This window comes from Erwinia sp. 1181_3 (genome assembly GCF_052824965.1).
This window is the reverse complement of sequence record NZ_VTDE01000001.1, coordinates 82,241-106,343: the sequence shown is the minus strand read 5'-3', so window position 1 is coordinate 106,343 and position 24,103 is coordinate 82,241. Positions and strand designations below refer to the sequence as shown.

The 24,103-nt window shown below is 54.7% G+C and carries 19 protein-coding genes; 9 read left to right on the top strand and 10 right to left on the bottom strand.

The annotated features are described in order from the left end of the window. Nucleotides 1-31 precede the first annotated feature (31 nt). A complete protein-coding gene (acnA, locus tag FY046_RS00470) occupies nt 32-2,713 on the top strand; it encodes an aconitate hydratase AcnA (protein ID WP_171148412.1) in 2,682 nt (893 codons plus the stop codon). Between the two features lie 63 nt (nt 2,714-2,776). On the opposite strand, the gene ribA is transcribed toward acnA, so the two are convergent. Then, nucleotides 2,777-3,367, bottom strand: a complete 591-nt coding sequence (gene ribA, locus FY046_RS00465; RefSeq protein WP_159336561.1) for a GTP cyclohydrolase II — start codon at nt 3,365-3,367, stop codon at nt 2,777-2,779. A 228-nt stretch (nt 3,368-3,595) separates the two neighbouring features. Between ribA and pgpB the strand changes: the two genes are divergently transcribed. From pgpB to lapB, 3 genes are all read left to right on the top strand, one after another. Continuing rightward, nucleotides 3,596-4,363 (top strand): phosphatidylglycerophosphatase B, encoded by a 768-nt coding sequence (gene pgpB / locus FY046_RS00460; RefSeq protein ID WP_133841914.1) that lies wholly within the window; start codon nt 3,596-3,598, stop codon nt 4,361-4,363. A gap of 176 nt (nt 4,364-4,539) precedes the next feature. After that, complete coding sequence (locus FY046_RS00455; RefSeq protein ID WP_446185587.1) at nt 4,540-4,848, top strand: LapA family protein; 309 nt, start codon at nt 4,540-4,542, stop codon at nt 4,846-4,848. Between the two features lie 6 nt (nt 4,849-4,854). Further along, the gene (gene lapB, locus FY046_RS00450; protein ID WP_133841916.1) at nt 4,855-6,024 is read left to right on the top strand and encodes a lipopolysaccharide assembly protein LapB; all 1,170 of its coding nucleotides are present in this window, start codon (nt 4,855-4,857) and stop codon (nt 6,022-6,024) included. 169 nt (nt 6,025-6,193) lie between these two features. Here the strand turns inward: lapB and FY046_RS00445 are convergent, their stop codons facing one another. Further along, on the bottom strand, nt 6,194-7,186 hold the full coding sequence (locus FY046_RS00445) for a 2-hydroxyacid dehydrogenase (protein WP_133841917.1): 993 nt from the start codon (nt 7,184-7,186) through the stop codon (nt 6,194-6,196). A 190-nt stretch (nt 7,187-7,376) separates the two neighbouring features. On the opposite strand from FY046_RS00445, the gene FY046_RS00440 reads away from it, so the two are divergent. Genes FY046_RS00440 through FY046_RS00430 form a run of 3 tightly spaced genes read left to right on the top strand, consistent with a single transcriptional unit; the run spans nt 7,377 to nt 10,517 of the window. After that, the gene (locus FY046_RS00440; protein WP_159336562.1) at nt 7,377-10,007 is read left to right on the top strand and encodes a YdbH family protein; all 2,631 of its coding nucleotides are present in this window, start codon (nt 7,377-7,379) and stop codon (nt 10,005-10,007) included. Further along, nucleotides 9,991-10,182 (top strand): YnbE family lipoprotein, encoded by a 192-nt coding sequence (locus FY046_RS00435; protein ID WP_133841919.1) that lies wholly within the window; start codon nt 9,991-9,993, stop codon nt 10,180-10,182. Before FY046_RS00440 ends, FY046_RS00435 begins: the two co-directional genes overlap by 17 nt. Nucleotides 10,183-10,193: 11 nt before the next feature. Beyond that, the gene (locus FY046_RS00430) at nt 10,194-10,517 is read left to right on the top strand and encodes a YdbL family protein (protein WP_446185586.1); all 324 of its coding nucleotides are present in this window, start codon (nt 10,194-10,196) and stop codon (nt 10,515-10,517) included. Nucleotides 10,518-10,584: 67 nt separating this feature from the next. Here the strand turns inward: FY046_RS00430 and FY046_RS00425 are convergent, their stop codons facing one another. Continuing rightward, on the bottom strand, nt 10,585-11,190 hold the full coding sequence (locus FY046_RS00425) for an FMN-dependent NADH-azoreductase (protein ID WP_133841921.1): 606 nt from the start codon (nt 11,188-11,190) through the stop codon (nt 10,585-10,587). 237 nt (nt 11,191-11,427) lie between these two features. On the opposite strand from FY046_RS00425, the gene hrpA reads away from it, so the two are divergent. Next, a complete protein-coding gene (gene hrpA, locus FY046_RS00420) occupies nt 11,428-15,327 on the top strand; it encodes an ATP-dependent RNA helicase HrpA (protein WP_446185585.1) in 3,900 nt (1,299 codons plus the stop codon). 55 nt (nt 15,328-15,382) lie between these two features. Here hrpA and FY046_RS00415 read toward each other — a convergent pair whose 3' ends face one another. The 6 genes from FY046_RS00415 to rstA all read right to left on the bottom strand — a co-directional run bounded on the left by FY046_RS00415 (nt 15,383) and on the right by rstA (nt 21,972). Next, entirely contained in the window at nt 15,383-16,273 is an 891-nt protein-coding gene (locus FY046_RS00415) for an N-acetylmuramoyl-L-alanine amidase (RefSeq protein WP_212812813.1), read from the bottom strand. Nucleotides 16,274-16,394: 121 nt separating this feature from the next. Further along, on the bottom strand, nt 16,395-17,201 hold the full coding sequence (locus FY046_RS00410; protein WP_159336566.1) for a trypsin-like serine peptidase: 807 nt from the start codon (nt 17,199-17,201) through the stop codon (nt 16,395-16,397). A 289-nt stretch (nt 17,202-17,490) separates the two neighbouring features. Continuing rightward, entirely contained in the window at nt 17,491-18,012 is a 522-nt protein-coding gene (gene asr / locus FY046_RS00405) for an acid resistance repetitive basic protein Asr (RefSeq protein ID WP_133841925.1), read from the bottom strand. A gap of 441 nt (nt 18,013-18,453) precedes the next feature. Beyond that, the gene (locus FY046_RS00400; protein ID WP_167863806.1) at nt 18,454-19,938 is read right to left on the bottom strand and encodes a carboxypeptidase M32; all 1,485 of its coding nucleotides are present in this window, start codon (nt 19,936-19,938) and stop codon (nt 18,454-18,456) included. A gap of 19 nt (nt 19,939-19,957) precedes the next feature. Next, nucleotides 19,958-21,247, bottom strand: coding sequence for a two-component system sensor histidine kinase RstB (gene rstB, locus FY046_RS00395; RefSeq protein ID WP_133841927.1), 1,290 nt, complete (start codon nt 21,245-21,247; stop codon nt 19,958-19,960). Next, nucleotides 21,244-21,972 (bottom strand): two-component system response regulator RstA, encoded by a 729-nt coding sequence (gene rstA, locus FY046_RS00390; RefSeq protein WP_133841928.1) that lies wholly within the window; start codon nt 21,970-21,972, stop codon nt 21,244-21,246. The genes rstB and rstA overlap by 4 nt, the downstream gene beginning before the upstream one ends. Before the next feature lie 177 nt (nt 21,973-22,149). On the opposite strand from rstA, the gene FY046_RS00385 reads away from it, so the two are divergent. Continuing rightward, entirely contained in the window at nt 22,150-22,581 is a 432-nt protein-coding gene (locus FY046_RS00385; RefSeq protein ID WP_133841929.1) for a hypothetical protein, read from the top strand. A 3-nt stretch (nt 22,582-22,584) separates the two neighbouring features. Here the strand turns inward: FY046_RS00385 and FY046_RS00380 are convergent, their stop codons facing one another. Then, nucleotides 22,585-23,976, bottom strand: a complete 1,392-nt coding sequence (locus tag FY046_RS00380; RefSeq protein WP_133841930.1) for an amino acid permease — start codon at nt 23,974-23,976, stop codon at nt 22,585-22,587. Nucleotides 23,977-24,103: the final 127 nt, after the last annotated feature.

Sequence of the window (24,103 nt, the reverse complement as noted above, 5' to 3'; positions counted from 1 at the left end):
AAATGTTAAAATAATACGCAATGGAGGAGCAATGTCGACGACCCTACGCCAACTCAGTCAGGATGTACTGTCTGTCCACGAGCAACGTTACCAGTATTACAGTCTTCACCTGGCTGAGGCTGAACTGGGCGATATTTCACGCCTGCCGAAATCAATGAAAGTGTTGCTGGAAAACCTACTGCGCTGGCAGGACGGTGACTCTGTAACCGATGAGGACATCCATGCACTGGCCGGCTGGCTGAAAAATGCGCATGCTGACCGCGAAATTGCCTATCGCCCGGCACGTGTCCTGATGCAGGACTTTACCGGCGTGCCTGCTGTGGTTGATCTTGCCGCCATGCGTGAGGCGGTGAAACGGCTGGGTGGCGATGTCGCCCGGGTGAACCCGCTGTCGCCGGTTGATCTGGTCATTGACCACTCGGTAACGGTTGACCACTTTGGTGATGACGATGCGTTTGAAGAAAACGTGCGTCTGGAAATGGAGCGTAACCATGAACGTTACGTCTTCCTGCGCTGGGGGCAGAAGGCCTTTAATCGTTTTAGCGTGGTGCCACCGGGGACGGGTATTTGTCACCAGGTTAATCTGGAGTACCTGGGTCAGGCCGTCTGGCATGAAGAACAAGATGGAAAAGAGGTGGCTTACCCCGATACGCTGGTGGGGACCGATTCACACACCACAATGATTAATGCGCTGGGCGTGCTGGGTTGGGGCGTTGGCGGGATTGAAGCGGAAGCCGCGATGCTGGGACAGCCGGTGTCAATGCTGATCCCGGATGTGGTCGGGTTCAAACTGACCGGTAAGCTGAAAGCGGGTATCACCGCCACTGACCTGGTGCTGACCGTAACGCAGATGCTGCGTAAGCACGGCGTAGTGGGTAAATTTGTTGAATTCTACGGCGACGGGCTGGATGATCTGCCGCTGGCCGACCGTGCCACCATTGCCAATATGGCCCCGGAGTACGGTGCGACCTGCGGGTTCTTCCCGGTGGATGCCGTAACGCTGGGCTATATGAAACTGACCGGGCGCAGCACGCAGCAGGTAGCGCTTGTTGAGGCTTACAGTAAAGCGCAGGGATTATGGCGCAATACCGGTGATGAACCGGTCTTTACCAGCACGCTGGCGTTGGATATGGGGGAAGTCGAATCCAGCCTGGCCGGGCCGAAGCGCCCGCAGGACCGTGTCGCACTGGGCGACGTCCCGGCGGCCTTCCGCGCCAGTAATGAACTGGAAGTGAATCACGCGCAGAAAGCCCACAAAACCGTCAGCTACCTGGACAGTAAAACCCATCAACAGTATCAGCTGGATGACGGCGCGGTGGTGATTGCCGCGATCACCTCCTGTACCAATACCTCCAACCCCAGTGTATTAATGGCGGCGGGTCTGCTGGCGAAAAAAGCGGTGGATCTGGGGCTTGCTCCTAAGCCCTGGGTAAAGGCGTCTCTTGCGCCAGGTTCCAAAGTGGTGTCTGACTATCTTGCCGCTGCGCGCCTGACGCCTTATCTCGATAAACTCGGTTTTAACCTGGTCGGTTATGGTTGCACGACGTGTATCGGTAACTCCGGCCCGCTGCCGGATGAGATCGAATCCGCGATCAAACAGGGCGATCTGACCGTCGGCGCGGTGCTGTCGGGAAACCGAAACTTCGAAGGACGCATCCATCCCTATGTGAAGACCAACTGGCTGGCGTCACCGCCGCTGGTCGTGGCCTATGCGCTGGCAGGTAATATGACCCTGAATCTGCAAACGGAGCCACTTGGCGAAGATGCAGCAGGTCATCCAGTGTATCTCAAGGATATCTGGCCTTCGCCGGAAGAGATCGCCGAAGCCGTGCAGATGGTTTCTACCGATATGTTCCATAAAGAGTATGCCGAAGTCTTCGAGGGCACCCCGGAATGGCAGCAGATCAAGGTCAGTGAAGCCGCGACCTATGACTGGGATGGCAGTTCGACCTACATCCGGCTGTCGCCTTTCTTCGATGATATGGAAAGAGAACCGAAGCCAGTTCAGGACATTCAGGGTGCACGCATTCTGGCGATGCTCGGTGATTCGGTGACCACAGACCATATCTCACCGGCAGGGAGCATTAAAGCCGACAGTCCGGCCGGACGTTACCTGCTGGAGCACGGCGTCGAGCGAACGGATTTCAACTCTTATGGCTCACGCCGTGGTAACCATGAAGTGATGATGCGCGGCACCTTTGCCAATATCCGTATTCGTAACGAAATGGTACCGGGCGTGGAAGGGGGAATGACGCGTTACATTCCTGGCGATGAGCAGATGGCGATCTATGATGCCGCCATGCGTTATCAGCAGGCTGGCATTCCGCTGGCGGTGATCGCCGGGAAAGAGTACGGCTCGGGCTCCAGCCGCGACTGGGCCGCGAAAGGTCCACGTCTGCAAGGGGTTAGGGTGGTGATTGCCGAATCCTTTGAACGTATTCACCGCTCGAATCTTATTGGTATGGGGATCTTGCCGCTGGAGTTTCCATCAGGCGTCACGCGTAAAACGCTGGGGCTGACCGGGGATGAGCAGATTGATGTGCAGGATCTGAAGCAGTTAACACCGGGATGCGTGGTGAAGGTGACGTTGACGCGCATTGATGGGCGTCAGGAAGTGATGGAAGCGCGTTGCCGTATCGATACCGGTAATGAGCTGACGTACTACCAGAATGACGGCATCTTGCATTATGTGATCCGCAATATGTTGCAATAACCCACGCTGTGTTTCCCTGGCGACCTGCATGATGCCGGTCGCCAGAGTGTCAACCCGGAAGGGCTATTTGGATAACAGATGGCCCATTTTCGCGGCTTTCGTATCCAGGTAATGCGCATTGCTAGGGTTTCTTCCCACAATCAGTGGTACGCGCTCAACAATATTGATACCCGCCTCAGTGAGGATCTCAACCTTGCGCGGGTTATTGGTCAGCAGGCGGACTTCGTGGATGCCCAGCAATTTGAACATATCGGCGCAGAGGGTGAAGTCGCGCTCATCAGCCGCAAAACCTAACTGGTTGTTGGCTTCAACCGTATCAAAGCCTTTATCCTGCAGCGCATAAGCGCGGATCTTGTTCAGCAGACCGATATTACGGCCTTCCTGACGGTGATACAGCAGAATACCGCGCCCCTGCTCAGCAATCTGCGCCAGGGCGGCTTCAAGTTGGAACCCGCAATCGCAACGCAGGCTGAACAATGCATCGCCCGTCAAACACTCAGAATGGACGCGTGACAGCACAGGTTTGCTGTCGGAAATATCGCCAAACACCAGGGCGACATGATCGTGCCCGGTGGCGAGTTCTTCAAAACCAACCATGAGGAAATCCCCCCAAGGCGTGGGCAGATTGGCTTCTGCTACCCGTTTAAGCTGCATGTGACTCTCCAGAAACTTCAGGTGTTGCGCTATCATCAGATATCGCTGTGTCAGTTGCCTGACGCAAACAATTGTGCCTATTTTGCCACAACATATCGCGTGGCAGTTAACACGTTAGAGCGATTGTTTTAATAACGCAGAATTATCACTATAACAATCCTTATGTTATTATTTTTTAAGATAATCTTATAACAAACTCGTGAACATAACGGTTCGAAAGGAAGATAAATGGCAGAGATCCTCAAACGTACCACCCTGGGCATGCTGGTATTGTTGATGATGCCACTCGGGGTGATGCTGTCAGGCTGGCACTGGCAGCCTGTGTCAATGGGATGGGGGCACAAGCTGCTCTTCTGGTTTACCGAAACAGTCACCAGCCCCTGGGGGACGCTGACCAGTGCTATTCTTTGCGGCTGGTTCCTCTGGTGCCTGCGCTTTCGCTGGAAACCCGCGGTATTTCTTCTGGGGATCATTATTGCCACACTGCTCTCCGGGCAGTACACCAAAAGCCTGATTAAAGAACATGTACAGGAGCCGCGCCCCTATGTTCTGTGGCTGGAGAAAACGTACGGTATTAATGAGCAGCAATTCTATGACCAGAAACGCAAACAGCGCAGTGAGATGGTCAGCGCCGCCGTTGCGGAGAATAGCCAGTTACCTGACTGGCTAAAAAAACACTGGGCATTTGAAACCGGTTTTGCTTTCCCCTCGGGGCATACCATGTTTGCCGCCAGTTGGGCGTTGCTCGGCGTGGGGCTGCTGTGGCCACGCAGGCGCTACGTCACTATCGTGTTGCTGATGAGCTGGGCGATAGCGGTAATGGGTAGCCGCCTGGTGCTGGGGATGCACTGGCCGCGTGATTTGGTTTTCGCTACGCTTATCAGCTGGTTATTCATTACCCTCGCAACCTGGCTGGCTCAGCGGTTCTGTGGGCCTCTAACGGTGCCTCCGCAGGAGCAGCAGGAGATAGCGCAGCGGGAAAATGAGGCCTCCTGATTGTAAAGACGGTATCCTGTCCCCATATCTTTTGTTCGGCTCTTTTATGGCTGCCTGATGGCAGGAAGTGCAGGGAAAAGTGATGGGGCGAGGAATAACACGTGACATCAATGCAAGCATCAGACCGATTTTTTTGGCATAATTCATCTGGTTAACACCAGGGTATGGGATGAACTGTGAAATATTTGCTGATTTTTTTAGTGGTCCTGGCGATTTTCGTCATTTCAGTCACGCTGGGCGCGCACAACGACCAGGTAGTGAAGTTTAACTATCTGCTGGCGCAGGGTGAGTTCCGTGTTTCAACGTTGCTGGCTTCACTGTTTGCCGCTGGATTTTTACTGGGCTGGGCGATTTGTGGATTGTTCTGGCTGCGTGTGCGGGTATCACTGGCACATACGCAACGTAAACTTAAACGTCTTCAGCAGCAACTGGGGCAGACAGAGGCATCCGTGACAGCGTCACAGGCACCTGCCGTCAAGGAATAATCATTTATGTTAGAACTGCTGTTTCTGTTACTTCCCATTGCTGCCGCCTATGGCTGGTATATGGGGCGCAGAAGTGCGCAACAGGATAAGCAACAGGAAGCCAGCCGCCTGTCGCGTGACTATGTGACCGGGGTGAACTTCCTGCTCTCTAACCAGCAGGACAAAGCCGTCGACCTGTTTCTCGATATGTTAAAAGAGGACAGTGGCACGGTGGAAGCGCACCTGACACTGGGCAATCTGTTCCGCTCCCGAGGTGAAGTCGATCGCGCTATACGCATTCACCAGGCACTGATGGAAAGCGCCTCCCTCACTTACGACCAGCGCCTGCTGGCGATCCAACAGCTGGGCCGCGATTATATGGCTGCGGGGTTCTACGATCGCGCTGAACAGATGTTCGGTCAGCTGGTGGACGAAACGGATTTCCGCATCAGCGCCTTGCAGCAACTGCTGATTATCCACCAGGCCACCAGTGACTGGCCGAATGCCATTGAAGTGGCTGAACGACTGGTGAAACAGGGCAAAGATCGCCTGAAGATGGAAATCGCGCATTTCTACTGTGAGCTGGCCTTGCAGGCTATCAGCAGTGATGATCTCGATCGTGCCATGAATCTGCTGAAGAAAGGGGAGTCAGCCGACCGCAACAGTGCCCGCGTCTCCATTATGATGGGCCGCATCCATATGGCGAAGAATGAGTTTGCCAAAGCCGTGGTGCATTTGCAGCGGGTAATCGAACAGGATAAAGAGTTGGTCAGTGAAACGCTTGAGATGCTGGAAGGCTGTTATGAACATCTTAATCAGCCTCAGGCCTGGTCCGAATACCTTAAACGCTGCGTGGAAGAAAATACCGGTGCTGCAGCCGAACTCTACCTGGCGGGGATCCTTGACCGTGAAGAGGGCGCCGAGGTTGCACAAACTTATATTACCCGCCAGCTTCAGCGCCATCCAACGATGCGTGTTTTCCATCGGCTGATGGATTTCAACTTGCAGGAAGCCGAGGATGGCCGTGCGAAAGATAGCCTGATGGTGCTGCGCGATATGGTCGGCGAGCAGATCCGAACCAAACCTCGTTATCGGTGCCACAAGTGCGGCTTTACGGCTCATGCGCTTTACTGGCATTGCCCGTCGTGCCGTGCCTGGTCCTCCGTTAAACCTATTCGTGGTCTTGACGGCCAGTAATACGTGGGCGTTACGGCTTGCTTCACCCCGCATTAGTTACAACATACTAATGGCGCGAAAAAAAACGATGCCAGCACCACCGAGCTCTTTTTTTTCTACAGGATAAAAGGCGAAAAGGCATAGCCGGGGAGGTTGGCTATGCCGGGGTTGTGCAGGGTACGCGTGTGGATTACACGGTCAGCACATTGTCACAAGGTTCACCTTTCTCAAGGCGGCGCAGATTTTCCAGCGTGGTCTCAGAAATACTGGTCAGGGCCTCCGCAGTCAGGAAAGCCTGGTGGCCGGTAAACAGGACGTTATGGCAGGCTGATAAACGACGGAACACATCATCTTGGATCACGTCGTTAGATTTATCCTCAAAGAACAAATCACGTTCGTTTTCGTAAACATCCATGCCCAGTGCGCCGATTTTTTGCTGCTTCAGCGCCTCAATGGCTGCCTGGGAATCAATCAGAGCACCCCGGCTGGTGTTGATCACCATGACGCCATCTTTCATCTGTGCAAACGCACTGCTGTTCAGCAGGTGATGATTATCCGCCGTCAGTGGACAGTGCAGGGTGATGACATCGGACTGGCTAAACAGCGTTTTAATGTCGACATATTCCGCACCCAGCTCCAGTGCCTGCGGGCTTGGATAAGGGTCGAACGCCAGCAGACGCATACCGAAGCCTTTCAGAATACGCATCGCAGCGATACCAATTTTCCCGGTGCCGATCACCCCGGCGGTACGTCCGTGCATGTTGAAACCAATCAGCCCTTCGAGGGAGAAGTTCGCATCACGCGTACGCTGGTAGGCGCGATGAATACGGCGGTTCAGGGTCATCATCATGCCGACCGCATGTTCAGCCACCGCTTCCGGTGAGTAGGCAGGAACACGTACCACCTGAATACCCAGTTCACGCGCCGCGTCGAGATCGACGTTATTGAAACCCGCGCAGCGCAGCGCAACAAACTTCACGCCCAGTTCGGCCAGCTCCTCTAACACCTTGCGGCTGCCGTCATCGTTGACGAAAATGCAAACGCCATCGCAGCCCACGGCGTTTTTCGCCGTACGTTCACTCAACAAAAAGTCGAAAAACTCCAGTTCAAAACCAAAGTCCTCATTGACCTGTGTGAGGTATTTCCGGTCATACTGCTTGGTGCTATATACCGCAAGTTTCATCGCCTTTTCCTTTCGCCGTGCGTCAGTGATAAAGCAGTGTAACAATAATTTATCCCTACGCGGGAGAGGACCGCTGTTTAGCTGGTGTTAAAAGCAGCGAATCGATTGATTACAGGCGAAAAACTTCACCCTTCAGGGATTCCATGCCATCATTCAGGGATAATCACGGAATGAACAGGATGTCACCGCCATGAATCGGGGCTGGAAAATAGCGCTTGCTGTGCTGATGGCAGTTATCCTGCTGCTGACCGGCATACTTCTTACTGTTACCCAGTGGCTGCCGCGACTGGCCGGCCTCTGGCTGCCCGCAAAAACTTCCGTCGTCCTTGACGGTAACCCCGGCTGGCATCAGGGCGCGTTACGCCTGCCGGGTGTGCATTATCGGGTGGGAGACTGCGAGCTGGCGAGCGTAAAAGGCGTGGCGCTCAGTTACCACCAGAGCCGCTGGCAACTGATTGTCGATGACGCCACCGTGGATACTTCATGCGCAGCTAACCTTACCAGTGCCGACAATCACGATGCACCACGTACGTTGGCAGAATGGCAGCAGATGCTTCCCGCCGCCAACGTCACTCTCCGGCAACTCACGATTACGCCCTGGCAGAACTGGGCCGGGCAGCTTCAGCTTAATCTCGACCCTCAACGTCAGCACCTGCACTATCAGGGAAAAAACCTGTCACTGGATGCCGAACTCAACGGACAGCAGCTGACGCTCACATCATTGAACATTCAGGCACCTGGCGTGCCGAAGCCCGTGAGCCTGAGCGGCACGCTGACGTTACCGCGCATCCCTGACTCCTTACCTGAAGGTGGTGCATTACAGGGCGATTTGGCGCTGGATAGTGTCCCTGAACCGCTGCATCTGCGCCTTGACTGGCAGCAGCAGGTCGGCACGTTGGTCGTGACCGCGAAGGATCAAAAACAACCGCTGTTAACGCTGCCCTGGAACATCACTCGTGAGAACATCGTGGTGCAACAGGGGCAGTGGAACTGGCCCTGGGCGGTGCAACCGCTTTCTGGTGGTTTCGCGCTGACGGCAAAAGGCTGGCAGCAGGGGTTACCCGCCACGGAACTAAACGGCCGCTTTAATATGCTGACCGAGGGACGTGGCGGGAAAGGTAATGTGGTATTAACGCTGGGACCGGGAAATCTGGACTGGCAGAACAGTCAGCTGCCGTTCCGGCTGACAGGAGAGACCAAACTCGACAGCCTGCAATTCTTTGCCGGCTTGCCGGGAGAGTTACGTGGGCCGATGCTTGACCCACAGATAGTGATGCGGCCGGGTGCATTACTGCGTATGAAAGGGCGGTTGCTCTCCACCCTGGAAGTGGATGAAGCACGCTGGCCGCTGGCGGGCGTCTCGCTTTCTTCTGCCGGTATTGATGGGCGCCTACAGGCGATCCTCAGTGCTCATGATCGCGAAATGGGGCGGTTTCGCCTGCATCTGGACGGACGGGCCAGTGACTTCTGGCCGGACAAAGGCACGTGGTTATGGCGTTACTGGGGGGATGGTTATCTGGCCCCGCTGAACGCAAAATGGGATGTCAAAGGTCAGGGACGCTGGCAGGATCGGTTGATTGAATTAACCTCGCTGTCGACCGGGTTTGATCATCTTGCCTATGGCAGCGTCACGATGGATGCCCCACGATTAACGCTGGACCAGCCTGTTCGCTGGCAACGTGACCCTGAGTCACCCTCATTCAACGGGCAATTAAGCCTGAACGCCAGGGAGACGCACTTCAGTAGCGGCGGCTATTTGCCCCCATCGACCCTGACACTGACTGTCAAAGGGCGCGACCCGGAGGCGTTTCTGTACAAGGGGAGTTTGCAGGCGAAGAAAATTGGCCCGGTTCAGGTACGGGGCCGCTGGGATGGAGAACGTCTGCGTGGTCAAATGTGGTGGCCGGAACAGCCATTAAACGTGTTTCAGCCGCTGATCAGTCCGGAGCTGAAACTGGCGATTCAGGGGGGCATGTTAAAAGCTCAGGTGGCTTTCTCTGCGGCCAGCGATCAGGGGCTGAAAGCCGGTGGTCACTGGCTGGTGAGCAATGGCAGCGTGCTACTGCCGGATAATGAATTTGAGGGTATCGACTTCTCGCTACCTTTCCGCCTGGAATCTCATCGCTGGTATTTCGGCGCTCACGGGCCCGTATCATTACGGATAAAAAAGATTAACAACCAGTTTGCGATGCACAATGTCACGGCCGATCTTCAGGGCTGGTATCCCTGGAGTGACAGGCAGCCGCTCACACTGAGTAACGTGAACCTTGAGCTGCTCGGCGGGCAGTTGAGTATGGCCAGCTTGCAGATGCCACAAACGGAGGCAGCCACGATCCATGTCACGCATCTGAGCTTGTCCGAACTGGTCACCACCATGAAGCTTAAACAGCTGGCGATGTCGGGCTACATCAACGGTGCGTTGCCGCTGTGGCTGAATAATTCACACTGGCTGGTGAAAGAGGGCTGGGTTGCTAACAGCGGGCCACTCACCGTGCGTATGGATAAAGACATGGCCGATGCCATCAGTCGTAATAATTTTGCCGCCGGGGCTGCCATCGACTGGCTGCGTTATATGGAAATTTCCCGAAGCTGGGCAACAATCGATCTCGATAATTTAGGCGTGATGAACATGACCGCTAAAGTCGATGGCACCAGCCGTTTCAGCAACAGAAATCAACGCGTATCGCTGAACTACAGCCAGCAGGAAAATTTGTTCCAACTGTGGCGCAGTCTGCGCTTTGGCGATAACCTGCAATCTTGGGTGGAACAGAATGCCACCTTGCCGTCGCAAAAGGAAAACAGTGATGAAACCCCTCAGTAGCCTTTGGATAACGGGTGGAACGATGCTGCTTTGCGGGTGTATCCCGCGCATTGAAGTGGCCGCCCCAAAAGAGCCGATCACCATTAATATGAATGTAAAAATCGAGCATGAAATTCATATCAAAGTGGATAAGGACGTTGAAGCGTTATTAAAAACCCAGAGTGGTCTGTTCTGAGGACGGGGCATATGAAACGACTTAACTGCGGTATATTGCTGGGTTGTTTGCTGCTGTCACCTGCTGTGATGGCGCTGACGCTGGATGAAGCCCGCCAACAGGGACGTGTGGGTGAAACGCTGAATGGCTACATTGCGGCGGTTCAGCAGGATGCGGAAACCCTCACGCTGGTTAAACAGATTAATGAGGGGCGTACACGTCAATATCAGATGCTGGCGCAGCAAAATAATATGACCACGCGCGACGTTGCCAGTATTGCGGGTTCCAAACTGGTTGAGAGAGCGAAATCAGGGGAATATGTACGAGGAATAAACGGTCAGTGGTTGAAGAAGTAGCGGCGGCACCGACACAGTGCCACCGCGCAGGTTGAGGAGGGTTAGCTCAACCTGTTTTTTCGGGTAATCAGGCAGTCACGATCTGAGAAATCACCGCTTTCGCATCGCTGGCGGCTTTCGCTGCCACTTCAGGACCGTAACCGATACCTTCCGCAAACACGAACTGCACGTCAGTCAGACCCAGGAAGCCAAGGAACAGGGTCAGGTAAGGGGTCAGCAGGTCGCTTGGGGTGTCTTTATGGATACCACCACGGCTTGACAGAACCACGACTTTTTTGCCTTTGATCAGGCCTTCAGGACCCTGTTCGGTGTAACGGAACGTCACGCCAGCACGGGCCACCAGGTCGAAGTAGTTCTTCAGCTGAGTGGGGATATTGAAGTTGTACATTGGCGCCGTGATCACGATGGTGTCATGGGCCTGCAGTTCAGCAATCAGTTCGTTGGACAGATCCAGCGCTTCCTGCTGACGCGGGGTCAGTGCGGCATCGGATGGACGCAGTGCGCCAACCAGCTCACCGTCCAGTACCGGGATTGGGTTAGCGGCCAGATCGCGCTCGGTCACTTCATCGCCAGGGTGGGCCGCTTTCCATTCGGAAACCAGGTGGTCTGCCAGCTGGCCAGACTGTGAATAACCAGCAAGAATACTTGATTTCAGTACTAATACTTTGCTCATGGTTCTTTTTTCCTGTTTTGTCACGCGGATCACATACCGCTCAATAAGGAACACTTTACGGATAAATTGCCGACAGTGTAAGTGCGAGTTTTCGATATCAATGTTCGAAAATATTGAATAAGACGCGCCGGGCAATTAAAACCCTAAGTGCTTGTCTGTGTTACACTACGCAAAATTCTTATCCCCTGTTTAATCCATGTCGCCCGATGTCACGGCGACAAAGCGAGCTTTACTACCATGTCTGATACGCCACAATCTGCCCTGACGCCTCTTTATTCGCGGCTGGATTCGCTGATGCTGCGTGACCGCCAGCGTCTGCAGCGCCGCCTTCAGGGGGCAAAAAAAATTAAAAATCCAACGGCGCTGAATGCGCTGATTGAGGAACTGAGTGGCGATATTGCGGCCTCAGAATTGCGGGTCAGTGCACGTCTTGCCGCCAGGCCAACTATCCGCTACCCGGAAAATTTACCCGTTAGCCAGAAGAAACAGGATATTGCTGACGCGATCCGCGATCACCAGGTGGTGATTGTGGCGGGGGAAACCGGTTCAGGTAAAACCACGCAGTTGCCGAAGATTTGCATGGAGTTGGGACGCGGTATTCGCGGGCTGATTGGTCACACCCAGCCGCGCCGCCTGGCAGCGCGTACCGTGGCCGATCGTATCGCCGCCGAACTGGAAACCTCGCTGGGTGGCTGTGTGGGTTACAAGGTGCGATTCAACGATCAGGTTGGCGACACCACGCAGGTCAAACTGATGACCGACGGCATACTGCTGGCTGAAATTCAGCAGGATCGCCTGCTGATGCAGTACGACACCATCATCATCGATGAAGCGCACGAGCGCAGCCTGAATATCGATTTTCTGTTGGGCTATCTGCGCGAGTTGCTGCCAAAACGCCCTGATCTGAAAGTGATCATCACGTCAGCGACCATCGACCCGCAGCGTTTTTCCCGACATTTCCACAACGCACCCGTGATTGAAGTTTCTGGCCGCACTTACCCGGTGGAAGTACGCTACCGCCCGGTGGTGGAAGATGCTGACGATACTGACCGCGATCAGCTTCAGGCTATTTTTGATGCGGTGGATGAACTGGGCAGAGAGAGTCGTGGCGATATCCTGATTTTCATGAGCGGCGAACGCGAAATTCGCGACACCGCTGATGCCCTGATGAAACGCGACCTGCCGCACACTGAGGTATTACCGCTCTACGCGCGTCTGTCGAATGCAGAACAGAACCGTGTGTTCCAGTCCCACGTTGGACGGCGCATTGTGCTGGCCACTAACGTAGCCGAAACGTCACTGACGGTGCCGGGCATTAAATATGTGATTGACCCGGGTACGGCGCGTATTAGCCGCTATAGCTTCCGTACTAAAGTGCAGCGCTTGCCGATTGAGCCGATATCACAGGCGTCAGCCAATCAGCGTAAAGGGCGTTGCGGGCGCGTATCCGAAGGGATCTGTATTCGTCTGTATGATGAAAATGATTTCCTCAGCCGTCCGGCCTTCACCGATCCGGAAATTCTGCGTACCAACCTGGCCTCCGTCATCCTGCAAATGACTGCGCTGGGGCTGGGTGATATTGCCGCCTTCCCGTTTGTGGAAGCCCCTGACCAACGCAATATTCAGGACGGTGTGCGCCTGCTGGAAGAGCTGGGTGCGATCACTCTGAATGAGAGCCAGCACTATCAGCTGACGACGTCGGGTCGTGCGCTGGCCCAACTCCCGGTTGACCCGCGTCTGGCAAAAATGGTGCTGGAAGCCCAGAAATATGGCTGCGTGCGTGAAGTGATGATCATTACCGCCGCGCTGTCGATTCAGGACCCGCGTGAACGGCCGGCCGAGAAAAAGCAGGCATCAGACGAAAAGCACCAGCGATTTGCCGATAAAGACTCTGATTTCATCGCCTTTGTTAACCTGTGGAACTACGTGCAGGAGCAGCAGAAAGCGCTGTCTTCCAGCCATTTCCGTCGTCAGTGTAAAACGGACTACCTGAACTACCTGCGGGTGCGCGAATGGCAGGACATCTACACGCAACTGCGTCAGGTGGTGCGTGAACTGGGGCTGCCAGTGAACAGTGCTCCCGCTGAAATTCGCGAGATCCATACTGCGCTACTCACCGGATTACTGTCTCATATTGGCCAGAAAGACGCTGATAAACAGGAGTTTACCGGTGCGCGTAATGCGCGTTTCGCCATTTTCCCTGGCTCTGGCCTGTTTAAGAAGCCGCCCAAGTGGACGATGGTGGCCGAACTGGTAGAAACCAGCCGCCTGTGGGGGCGCATTGCTGCCCGTATTGAGCCGGAGTGGATAGAGCCGGTGGCACAGCATCTGCTCAAACGCAGCTACAGTGAACCGCACTGGGAAAAAGGCCAGGGCGCGGTGATGGCCAATGAAAAAGTGACGCTTTACGGGCTGCCGATTGTCGCGGCGCGCAAGGTGAATTACGGCCAGATTGATCCGGTGCTGTCGCGTGAGCTGTTTATCCGTCATGCGCTGGTCGAAGGCGACTGGCAAACGCGCCATGCGTTCTTCAAGGCCAACCTCAAGCTGCGCACGGAAGTGGAAGAGCTGGAGCACAAATCCCGCCGCCGCGACATTCTGGTTGACGACGAAACGCTGTTTGATTTTTACGACCAGCGCATTAGCCACGAGGTGGTCTCTGCCCGGCATTTTGACAGCTGGTGGCGAACCGTCAGTCGCGAAGAGCCGGACCGCCTTAATTTTGCCCGCGAGATGTTGATCAAGCAGGGCGCGGAGAACGTCAGTAAGCTCGACTATCCGAACTTCTGGCATCAGGGCAACCTGAAGCTGCGTCTGAGCTATCAGTTTGAACCGGGTGCCGACGCGGATGGCGTCACGGTTTATGTTCCGCTGCCGCTGCTCAATCAGGTTGAAGAGAAGGGCTTTGAGTGGCAGATCCCGGGCGTGCGTCGGGAACTGGTGATTGCGCTGATCAAATCACTGCCTAAACCGCTGCGTCGTAACTTTGTCCCGGCGCCCAATTACGCTGAAGCGTTTCTCGGACGTGCCACACCGCTGGAGCTGCCGCTGCTGGAGTCGATGGAACGTGAGTTCCGCCGCATGTCGGGCGTCACGCTGGATCGCGAAGCCTGGCAATGGGAACAGGTGCCCGATCATCTTAAAATTACCTTCCGCATTATTGACGAAAATAACCACAAGCTGGCCGAAGGCAAAGATCTCTCTGCGCTGAAACTGCATCTCAAAGGTAAGGTTCAGGAAACGCTGTCTAAAGTGGCCGATGACGGACTGGAACAGAGTGGGCTGCATATCTGGAGCTTTGGCGATCTGCCGGACCATTTCGAGCAGAAGCGCGGCAATTACAGTGTGAAAGCCTGGCCTGCGCTGGTGGATGAGAAAGACAGCGTGGCGATCCGCCTGTTTGACTCTCAGCATGAACAGCAAAAAGCGATGTGGCGCGGGCAGCGGCGTTTACTGCTGCTGAATATTCCCTCACCGATTAAGTATCTGCACGAAAAATTACCGAATAAAGCCAAGCTGGGGCTGTATTTTAACCCTTACGGTAAGGTGCTGGATTTAATTGATGACTGTATTGCCTGTGGGGTCGATAAACTGATCGCTGAGTCGGGTGGCCCAAGCTGGCAGGAACAGGGATACGCGAAGCTGCATGATAAAGTGCGTGCTGAACTGAACGACACAGTAGTAGCCATCGCCAAAAAGGTCGAGCAGATCCTGACCTCGGTATTCAATATCAATAAACGTCTGAAAGGGCGCGTCGATATCACGATGGCGCTGGCGCTGTCGGATATCAAAGCGCAAATGAGTGGCCTGGTGTATCGCGGCTTCGTGACGGGCAACGGCTGGAAGCGCCTGGCAGATACCTTACGTTATTTACAGGCGATTGAACGCCGTATGGAAAAGCTGGCGGTTGATCCGCACAGCGATCGTGCGCGTATGCTTAAAGTCGAATCCGTTCAGCAGGCGTGGACACAGTGGTTCAACAAGCTGCCGCCGGAACGTAAAGATGATGAGGAAGTGCAGGATATCCGCTGGATGATTGAAGAGCTGCGTGTCAGCTTCTTTGCTCAACAGTTAGGGACGCCTTTCCCTATCTCGGAAAAACGTATCCTACAGGCGATGGAACAAGTGACGTTGTAACGAGGTGTTGAGTAATCATTACCCTGCCAGCCGGTTCAGGCTGGCAGGGGCAGCGTTATAAATCGGTATTACTCTCCTGCTGGGAAGCGATACGTTGCGTATCGCCGCGATATTTTTCCACCAGCGCAGCGGCAATGGCCTCGGTTTCTGCATCGGCGATGCCGCTGTAATCAGACGGACGAAAGTGCATCTGAAACACCGCAATGACCTGTCGGGTAGTGGCATCCATGACGCCCGTTTGTGGGATTGAATAACCATAACGGGCCAGATAAGCCTGAATTTTAACGGGTGAACCGGTATCACTGGGTGCACGGCCCGCCAGAAACTGCTGTACGGTGCTGCTGTCCGGCCAGGCACCGATACCTTCATCGGCTAACTGTTTCCACGGAAAGAGTGGGCCAGGATCAACTTTTCGTGTGGGGGCCACATCGCTGTGACCGAGCACGTTATCCGGCGTAATATCATAGCGTTTGATGATATCGCTGGCGAGGCGGGCAAGCAGTTTGATTTGCCTGGCATCCCACGCATACCATTCCCGCTCCATTAAATTCTGTTCATAGCCCAGATTCACATTTTCGACGCCAATAGAGCTGTCATTCAGGTTCGTGCGACCATTCCAGGCGCTGACACCGGCATGCCATGCGCGCTTATCTTCGGCAACCAATTGATAAATCGTATTTTTGCTCAGTAGCGGGTTGTTGGCAGAGGGCACGAGATAATGTGCACTGACATTACCCTGGGTGAGCAGACGCATTGAGTCAGTATCATTGGCGGCGGTGTAATGCAGGATCAGAAATCGCACACGCTCATTCTGGCTTTGGGAAGGGTGTTGTATGTTAACCAGATAACCCGTCCGTTGGAGCGGATTACCTGATTGCGGAAGACTTTGGTTTTTGGTGCAGCCTGCGATGAAGAAAATCAGGCTCATCAACGCTATTTTTTTCATACCTCATCCTTGAACACTGAAAAGTCAGTGACATTATCGACGAGGGACTTAAATAGAAATATCCACTAAATAGCGATAAAAACGGCGATGCTATGCCAGCGCATTTTTTACCGTGTCATCCTTATTGTGCCAGTGCTTCCAGGCTGTCACGAAATGCGGTCACAGCAATGGCCCGGTTATCCGCCAGATAACGATCTTTGGGCGCCGGGGCCGAACTCTGCACCGCGATCAGCTGCCAGTTGCCATCAACCTTTAACAATAACGGTGAACCGCTGTCACCCGGTAACGTATCACACTGATGTGAAAGCACATTTTTTTGCGCCCAACCGGTGATCAGACAGTCGTTGTGAGAGTAGAGCGTATCGAGATGGTCTTCCGGATAACCCGCCTGTGTGACGCGGCGACCTGTCATTTTTAACGCGGCAGTGAGATCTTTGCGCGACCCGGAAAACAATGGAATAGGGACAATCCCGGAAGGGGGATTACGCAGAATAATCAAGCCAAAATCATAAGGCGCAGCGGAAGCCGGGACAATCCAGCCATCACCATCAGCCTTCAGTTTTTTCCCCAGGGCCGGATCAACACGCGCTTCAATATCGTGGATCTCATAACGCCAGCTGCCGTTATCACTGGAGATAAAACGCAGGGCAACGGCTTTGTCGGGTTTTCCCGGTGGGGCAAGCAGGCAGTGTCCGGCGGTCAGCGCAAGATGAGGAGCAATCAGCGTCGCGCTGCACAGGTTGCCGCTTTCAGTTTCCAGCTGGCCAATGGCTTCCCAGGGTACAGAAGCTGTCTCGCTGACGGGCTGGCGGTCATCTTTACCAAAAAACAGTGTTTGCGTGTCAGCGTCGCTCCGCTCGGGATCTTCGGCATGGGTGTAACAGGACACGGTAAGGAAACCTATCAATAACACAGCGGTCAGACGCATATTTTTCTCAGGCTGGAAAAACGTTGATATCAGTGATTATGCTAGTGCAGTAACTATAGACGGATAGTGCTGGAAAAGGGAGATTAATTTGGAATATCAGCACGCTACAGCAACCCTGATTACAGGTAAAAGCTGGCGGCTACCAGGCCACATAAGATCATCACAGCCAGAATGATTTCGAATAAATAGCGACGAACCATCATCCGAAACTCCTTAAAGAAACACCCGGTAGAACCGGGTGTTTGAGTGAACTAATGTACGTGAGGTATAACACCCCGGCCGTCAGTCATTACGCTTTAGGAGCGGCTTTCTTCACTGCTTTGTGGTGTTTTTTAGCAGCCTGGGCTTTCTGAGCAGCAGGTTTGGTTGCTGCTTTATGGTGCTTTTTAGCAGCCTGAGCTTTCTGAGCTACAGGTTTGGTTGCTGCTTTGTGGTGTTTTTTAGCAGCCTGGGCTTTCTGAGCTACAGGTTTGGTTGCTGCTTTGTGGTGTTTTTTAGCAGCCTGAGCTTTCTGAGCTACAGGTTTTTTAGCCGCTTTGTGGTGCTTTTTAGCCGCCTGAGCTTTCTGTGCAGCTGCTTTTTTCGCTTTGTGGTGCTTTTTAGCGGCCTGGGCTTTCTGCACAGCCGCTTTCTTGTGTTTTTTCACATGCTTAACAGACGCTTTCACTGGTGCTGGAGCAGCGGTGGTGTTGGTAGCAGCAGCCACAGTCGGTGCAGCGGTGGTAGCTGGAGCAGCCGTTGTTTCAGCCGCGAAAGCAACAGAAGACAGACCCATTGTAGCAGCGACAACCAGAGCAAATAATTTTTTCATTGCAAAACCCTCAAGGTGTTTTTAGTTCAGGTGTCAGCCCACTCTGGGGCCGGTGAAAAGACTATAAGGGAATCAGTGAGGGCTTTCCGTGAGTGATTGGTATCGGCGTGTAACCGATTGTACAAGAGGGGCGATACGCAGAAAAAGGTCGAGGCACGCCTCGACCAGGGGTAGAAACGCGCAGGGGTCAGGCATGCCTCGACCAGGGGCAGAAACGTGTAGGGGTCAGGCACGCCTCGACCAGGGGTAGAAACGTGTAGGGGTCAGGCATGCCTCGGCCAGGGGCAGGAACGTGTAGGGGTCAGGCACGCCTCGACCAGGGGCAGAAACGTGTAGGGGTCAGGCACGCCTCGACCAGGGGTAGAAACGTGTAGGGGTCAGGCATGCCTCGGCCAGGGGCAGGAACGTGTAGGGGTCAGGCACGCCTGACCCACAGGCAGGTTACTTCAAATAACGGCTTTCCAGGTGCTGGCGGAAATAGTGCGGATTCAGATCTTCCCCAGTGGCATTTTCAATCAACTGGCGGGTGCTGAAACGGCTGCCATGCTGCCAGATATTCTGCTGTAACCAGTCAAACACCGGCTGGAGGTCACCCTGACGGATCTGTTCATCAACCTGCGGGATCGCCCGCTTCACGGCCTGGAACAACTGTGCAGCATACATCGCGCCCAGTGTATACGTTGGGAAGTAACCGAATGCACCGTCCGTCCAGTGAATATCCTGCATACAACCGTCACGGTAATTGCCACGCGTATCCAGGCCCAGCCAGGCCAGCATTTTCTCGTCCCACAGCGCCGGGATATCCTCGACTTCAATCTCGCCGCTAATGAGGGCACGTTCAATTTCATAGCGCAGAATAATGTGTGCCGGATAGCTGACCTCATCGGCATCCACGCGGATCAACCCAGGCTTCACACGCTGGTTCAGAGCAATAAAGTTCGCTTCATTGAGTTCCGGGCGGTCGCCCAGCAGCAACTGTACCTGCGGGCGGATCAGGCTGAGGAATTCAGGGCTGCGGCCGAGCTGCTTTTCAAAGAACAGGCTTTGCGATTCGTGAATGGCGGTTGATCGCGCCAGCGCCACGGGTTGATTGGCCCACTGCTTAGGCAGATTTTGCTCGTAGCGCGCGTGCCCGGTTTCATGGATAACTCCCATCATGGCGCTGATAAACTCGGCTTCGTTATAGCGCGTGGTGATACGGACATCCTCGGGTACGCCACCACAGAAGGGATGCGCACTGATATCAAGGCGCCCGGCGTTAAAATCAAAACCCAACTGTTGCATAATCGCCAGACCCAGCTGTTGCTGTGATGCCTGGGGGAAAGGCCCTTCAGGGCGATCGACAATTTCGCCAGCCTGCTGTTCAACGATCTGCTGTAACAGATTCGGCAGCCACTGCTTCAGGTCACCAAAGGTTTTATCCAGTTTGGCGCTGGTCATACCGGGTTCGAACACATCCAGCAGGGCATCGTAACGCGATTTTCCACTGGCCTGAGCGCGGATTTCAGCCTCCTCACGGCTCAGCTTTACCACTTCTTTCAGATTGGCGGAAAACCCGGTCCAGTCATTGGCCGGACGCTGCTGGCGCCAGGCATGTTCACAGCGCGATCCCACAATAGACTTGGCTTCTACCAATGAAGCCGGCAGCAACGAGGCCTGCTGCCAGGCGCGCTGCATTTCAGCCAGGTTGGCCTGTGCCACATCATCCAGATCTTCCTGCTGTGCCTGTTGCAGCCAGACACCCACCTCTTTCGCGGTGAGGATTTCATGGCGCAGGACGCTCAGCTCCGCCAGCGCTTCACCGCGCGCGCGGCTGCCGCCCGCGGGCATCATGGTCATCATATCCCAGCCTGCAATGGCCGACAGATGGCCGAAGCGGGAAAGGCGCTGGAAGGTACGTGTCAGGTGTGCATAGGAAGAAGACATAGATTTCCTTATTGAGAGTTTAAGAGTGCAGAGTGGGGGTCACTGGCCAGCAAAAACGCACGCTGGCGCCCCCAAGCGGACTGCTGTCGATGATGACATAGCCGCCAAAAGCCTGGGCGATCGAGTGGACAATGGCCAGGCCAAGTCCACAGCCTCCGGTCGCGCGGTCGCGGCTGGGATCAAGGCGTACAAAGGGTTCAAAGACCCGCTGACGTTCGTCCAGTGGGATCCCCGGACCGTCATCCTCAACCTGCAAGAACGCCATATCGCCATCAAACCACAGGCCGACCCGCAGACGTTGATCGGCATAACGCAGGGCATTATTCACCAGATTATCGAGCACGCGCTCCATCAGACGGGTATCGGCAACGCCAATATTCTCGCGCTGCGGCGTATCCAGCGCAATATCAAACGCCGGCTTCACCGAACGGATATCGTCCAGTCGTTCATGCAGCCACTGGGCCAGATCGAGCGTTTGCAGATTCAGGTTAACCTGCGGACGGTCCAGACGGGCATACGTCAACAGCTCCTCGATCAGTGACTCCAGCTGGCCGATATCGCGATTAAGCGCCGCAGACTCGGCTTCCGTCAGGTTATCACTCATTTCCAGGCGGTAACGCAGGCGAACCAGCGGGGTGCGTAATTCATGCGCGATGCCGTCAATCAGCTGTTTCTTACTGGTGACCAGTGTATTGATATTATCGGCCATCTGGTTAAATGCCACGCCAAGGCGCAGCAGGCTGGAGGTGCTGTCAAAATGAATACGTTCCTCTAGGTGCCCTTGACCAAAGCGTTGCGCGGCATTCTCCAGCTTTAACATGTCCTGCCAGTGCGGTCGCATCCAGATAAACACGGGCAACGCCAGTGAAATACCGATAAACGCCAGCAGTGCGATATCCAGAATGCGCATCTCATGCAGGTAAAACAGATAGGGGATCGGGCCGACGGCCAGTACATAGTGGCTGCGCGGAATATGCTGTAAGAAGGTGTATTCATCGTCCAGCGCCACGATTTCACCCGAACGCAGGCGGCGCAGCGTCCCGGGGTCGAGCTGGTATTTGCTCATTGGCTCAATATGCAGCTTAAATGACAAATTGAGGTCGAGGTTGTCGATGGTTTTGTTCCAGTCGCGTGGGGGGATCTCCCTCAGCTCACTGCGCATCAGGTACAGCGAACTTTTCATCAGATCGTCCATCGACTGTCGCCCGGCGCGCTCGGCGGTAAATTTGTACACCAGCCCAACCAGCATTGCCATCACCAGGAAACAGACAAACAGCAGCAGGTAAAACTGAATAAACAGTTTTTTCATTGTGCATCCCAGGCGTGCGGCGCAAACAGATAGCCTTTATTACGGATGGTTTTAATCCGGTAAGGCTCGGTGGCGCTGTCCAGCAGCTTCTTACGCAGGCGAGAAATCGCTACATCAATGCTGCGGTCCATACCGTCATAACTGACGCCGCGCAGCGTTTTTAGCAGCGCATCACGATTAAGAATGGTGCCTGCATGGGTTGCCAGCTCCCAGAGCAGATCGAAATCGGCGGTGGAGAGGGCGACAATCTCATCGGAAAGCGTGACCTGACGGTTAATCGGATCGATGCTTAAGGTGCCAAACCGCAGGGCTTTCTGACCCGCAATCCCAGGGGCTATCTCTTCATGCTGGCTATTGATCCCTGCCTGGCGCAGATGCAGCCGCAGACGTGCAAGGAGCACCGCAGGCGGCGTGGTCTTGAGAATATAGTCGTTTGCCCCCATCTCCAGCGACAGAATATGATTCATATCGCTGTCCAGCGACGTCAGCAGCACGATAGGGCCTGACCAGCTGTGACGCGTACGCAAATCGCGGCACAGCGTCATGCCATCTTTGCCTGGCAGCATAATGTCCAGCATCACCAGGTCAGGATTCGCGGCAGCAATAGTCTCTTCCGCGCGATCGCCACGGCTTTCTACAATAACGTCAATGTCATGCCGGCCCAGATAGGCAGCAATCAGTTCACCAACATCTTTATCATCTTCGACAAATACAATTTTGTTCATAGGGCCGGGTATCAGGCTATTGGAAATCGTAGCTTATCCTTTCCTGGTCGCAACGACCATTAATCAGCGCTAAATGTTAGGGGGAATGTAGTACAAACTCAGTCGAATATGTCATTATATCCTGCGCCTGAAAGGGTGTGCGGTGTCGAGCCCGGTCAGGGCTGTTCTTGCGTCGAAATGGATAAGGAGATAAGAGTGTCAGAAGAGAAGCTGGCTGCAGCAGAGTACAGTGATCGTATCTGCCTCAACTATATCGATTTCCTCTCCGCATCCTGTAAAAAACGCTGGAGCTTTGTTGACGCCATCTATGGTGTGATCCCTTTTTTTGGCATGATTACCCGCAAGTCAGCCACCAGCCCGCCTTCATCATCCGAACCGCTGAAAGACCTCGCGCTGCAAATCATCTCGACCCAGGTCAGCGATGAAATCAATATCGCCCGTCTGATCACCCTGGCACAACAGCAGCACATTGGGCAGTTTGATATCCTGATGCCTTACCCCTTGTCCGAATCACAGCTGGTTGCTATTCGCCAGGAGTACGCCAGGCCGCTCAAGCTTGAGCAGCTCGACGATCGCCTTAGCGTGATACTCCCGCAGCTGACACACTGACCCTTAACGGGTCAGCATCCAGACGGCAGGCAGGGCGGTGATCACCAGCAGCACCATGATCGATTTTTCAACGCGGTGCAATGACGTCCCGGCGCGGCCGCCACGGCGGGCAAACAGAAACAACACCATCCCCGGCGCGTACAGCACTACCGACAGCAGCAGATGCATCGGGCCCGACGCGTACAGCAGCCACACACCATAGACGCTGGCACCCAGCGCCACCATCATCGCCCCGGGTTTATTTGATTCACGCGCGACCTTAAACAGATAAGCGCCGACCAGCAGATAGGGCACCAGAATCATCTCAGAAGCAATGGTCAGCAATGTGTTGTAATCGGAGCCGGTCAGCCAGATCAGGATCAGACACACCTGCACACAGCCATTGGTCAGCCACAGCGATGCAGAAGGAGCTCCCCGTACATTCTGCCGACTCAGACCGCGTGGGAACGCGCCATGCTGTGCCGCCACCAGCGGCACTTCCGCTGCCATGATGGTCCAGCTCAGATAAGCTCCGCAGACAGAAACAATCAGGCCGCTGACAATCACCAGGTTGCCCCAGGGGCCGATCAGGGCGGTCATCAATCCGGCCATTGAGGGATTGCGCATTTCAGCCAGTTCGGCACGCGGGACGATCCCGAGTGACAGCAGCGTCACTAGCAGGTAGATCGCCAGCGCCGCCGTGACCGCCAGCAGCGTGGCACGTCCCACGTCACGACGGTTTCGCGCACGCGATGAAACGACCACCGCACCTTCAATACCGATAAATACCCACAGCGTAATCAGCATGGTGTCTTTCACCTGCTGCCAGACCGGTTTCCCCAGTGCGACGCCGCTGAAATCGAAGCGAAAACGATCGTAATGGAACGCGGCAATGGCCAGCAGGACAAATAAGCCCAACGGCAGCAGTTTGCCCAACGTTGCGATCAGATTAATGCTGGCCGCCGTCTGCACACCGCGCAGCACCAGCGCATGCACCAGCCACAGCAGGATTGAGGCTGCAAGCATGGCCTGCCAGGTGTTGCCATCGCCAAAAATGATATGGCCGGGAGAGTCAGTAAAGAAGCTCATGGCGGAGAAAACGATCACCAGGTAGGACACATTGGCAATCACGGCACACAGCCAGTAACCCCAGGCAGAACAGAAGCCAATCAGTTCGCCAAATCCCGCCTTTGCATAAGTGAAAATGCCGCCATCTAACTCGGGTTTCAAGCGGCTCAGCAGCAGCATGGCCAGCGCCAGTAGCACGATCCCCACACCGGTGATGGCCCAGCCAATCAGCAGGGCAGCCGGGCTGGCGACCGCCGCCATATTTTGTGGCAGGCTAAACACGCCCGCGCCTAACATAGAACTGAGTACCAGCGCCGTCAGCGCGGTGAGACCTAACTTTTTGTCCAAGAAAAACTCCGGTTACAGAATAAAACACCAGTTGTAACGACCATGTTGGTTTTAACTCAGGATGTGAGGCCGGAAAAAGCAACGAAACGCCTGAAAGTGGCGGGGGATTTTACGGATAGCGGCGGCA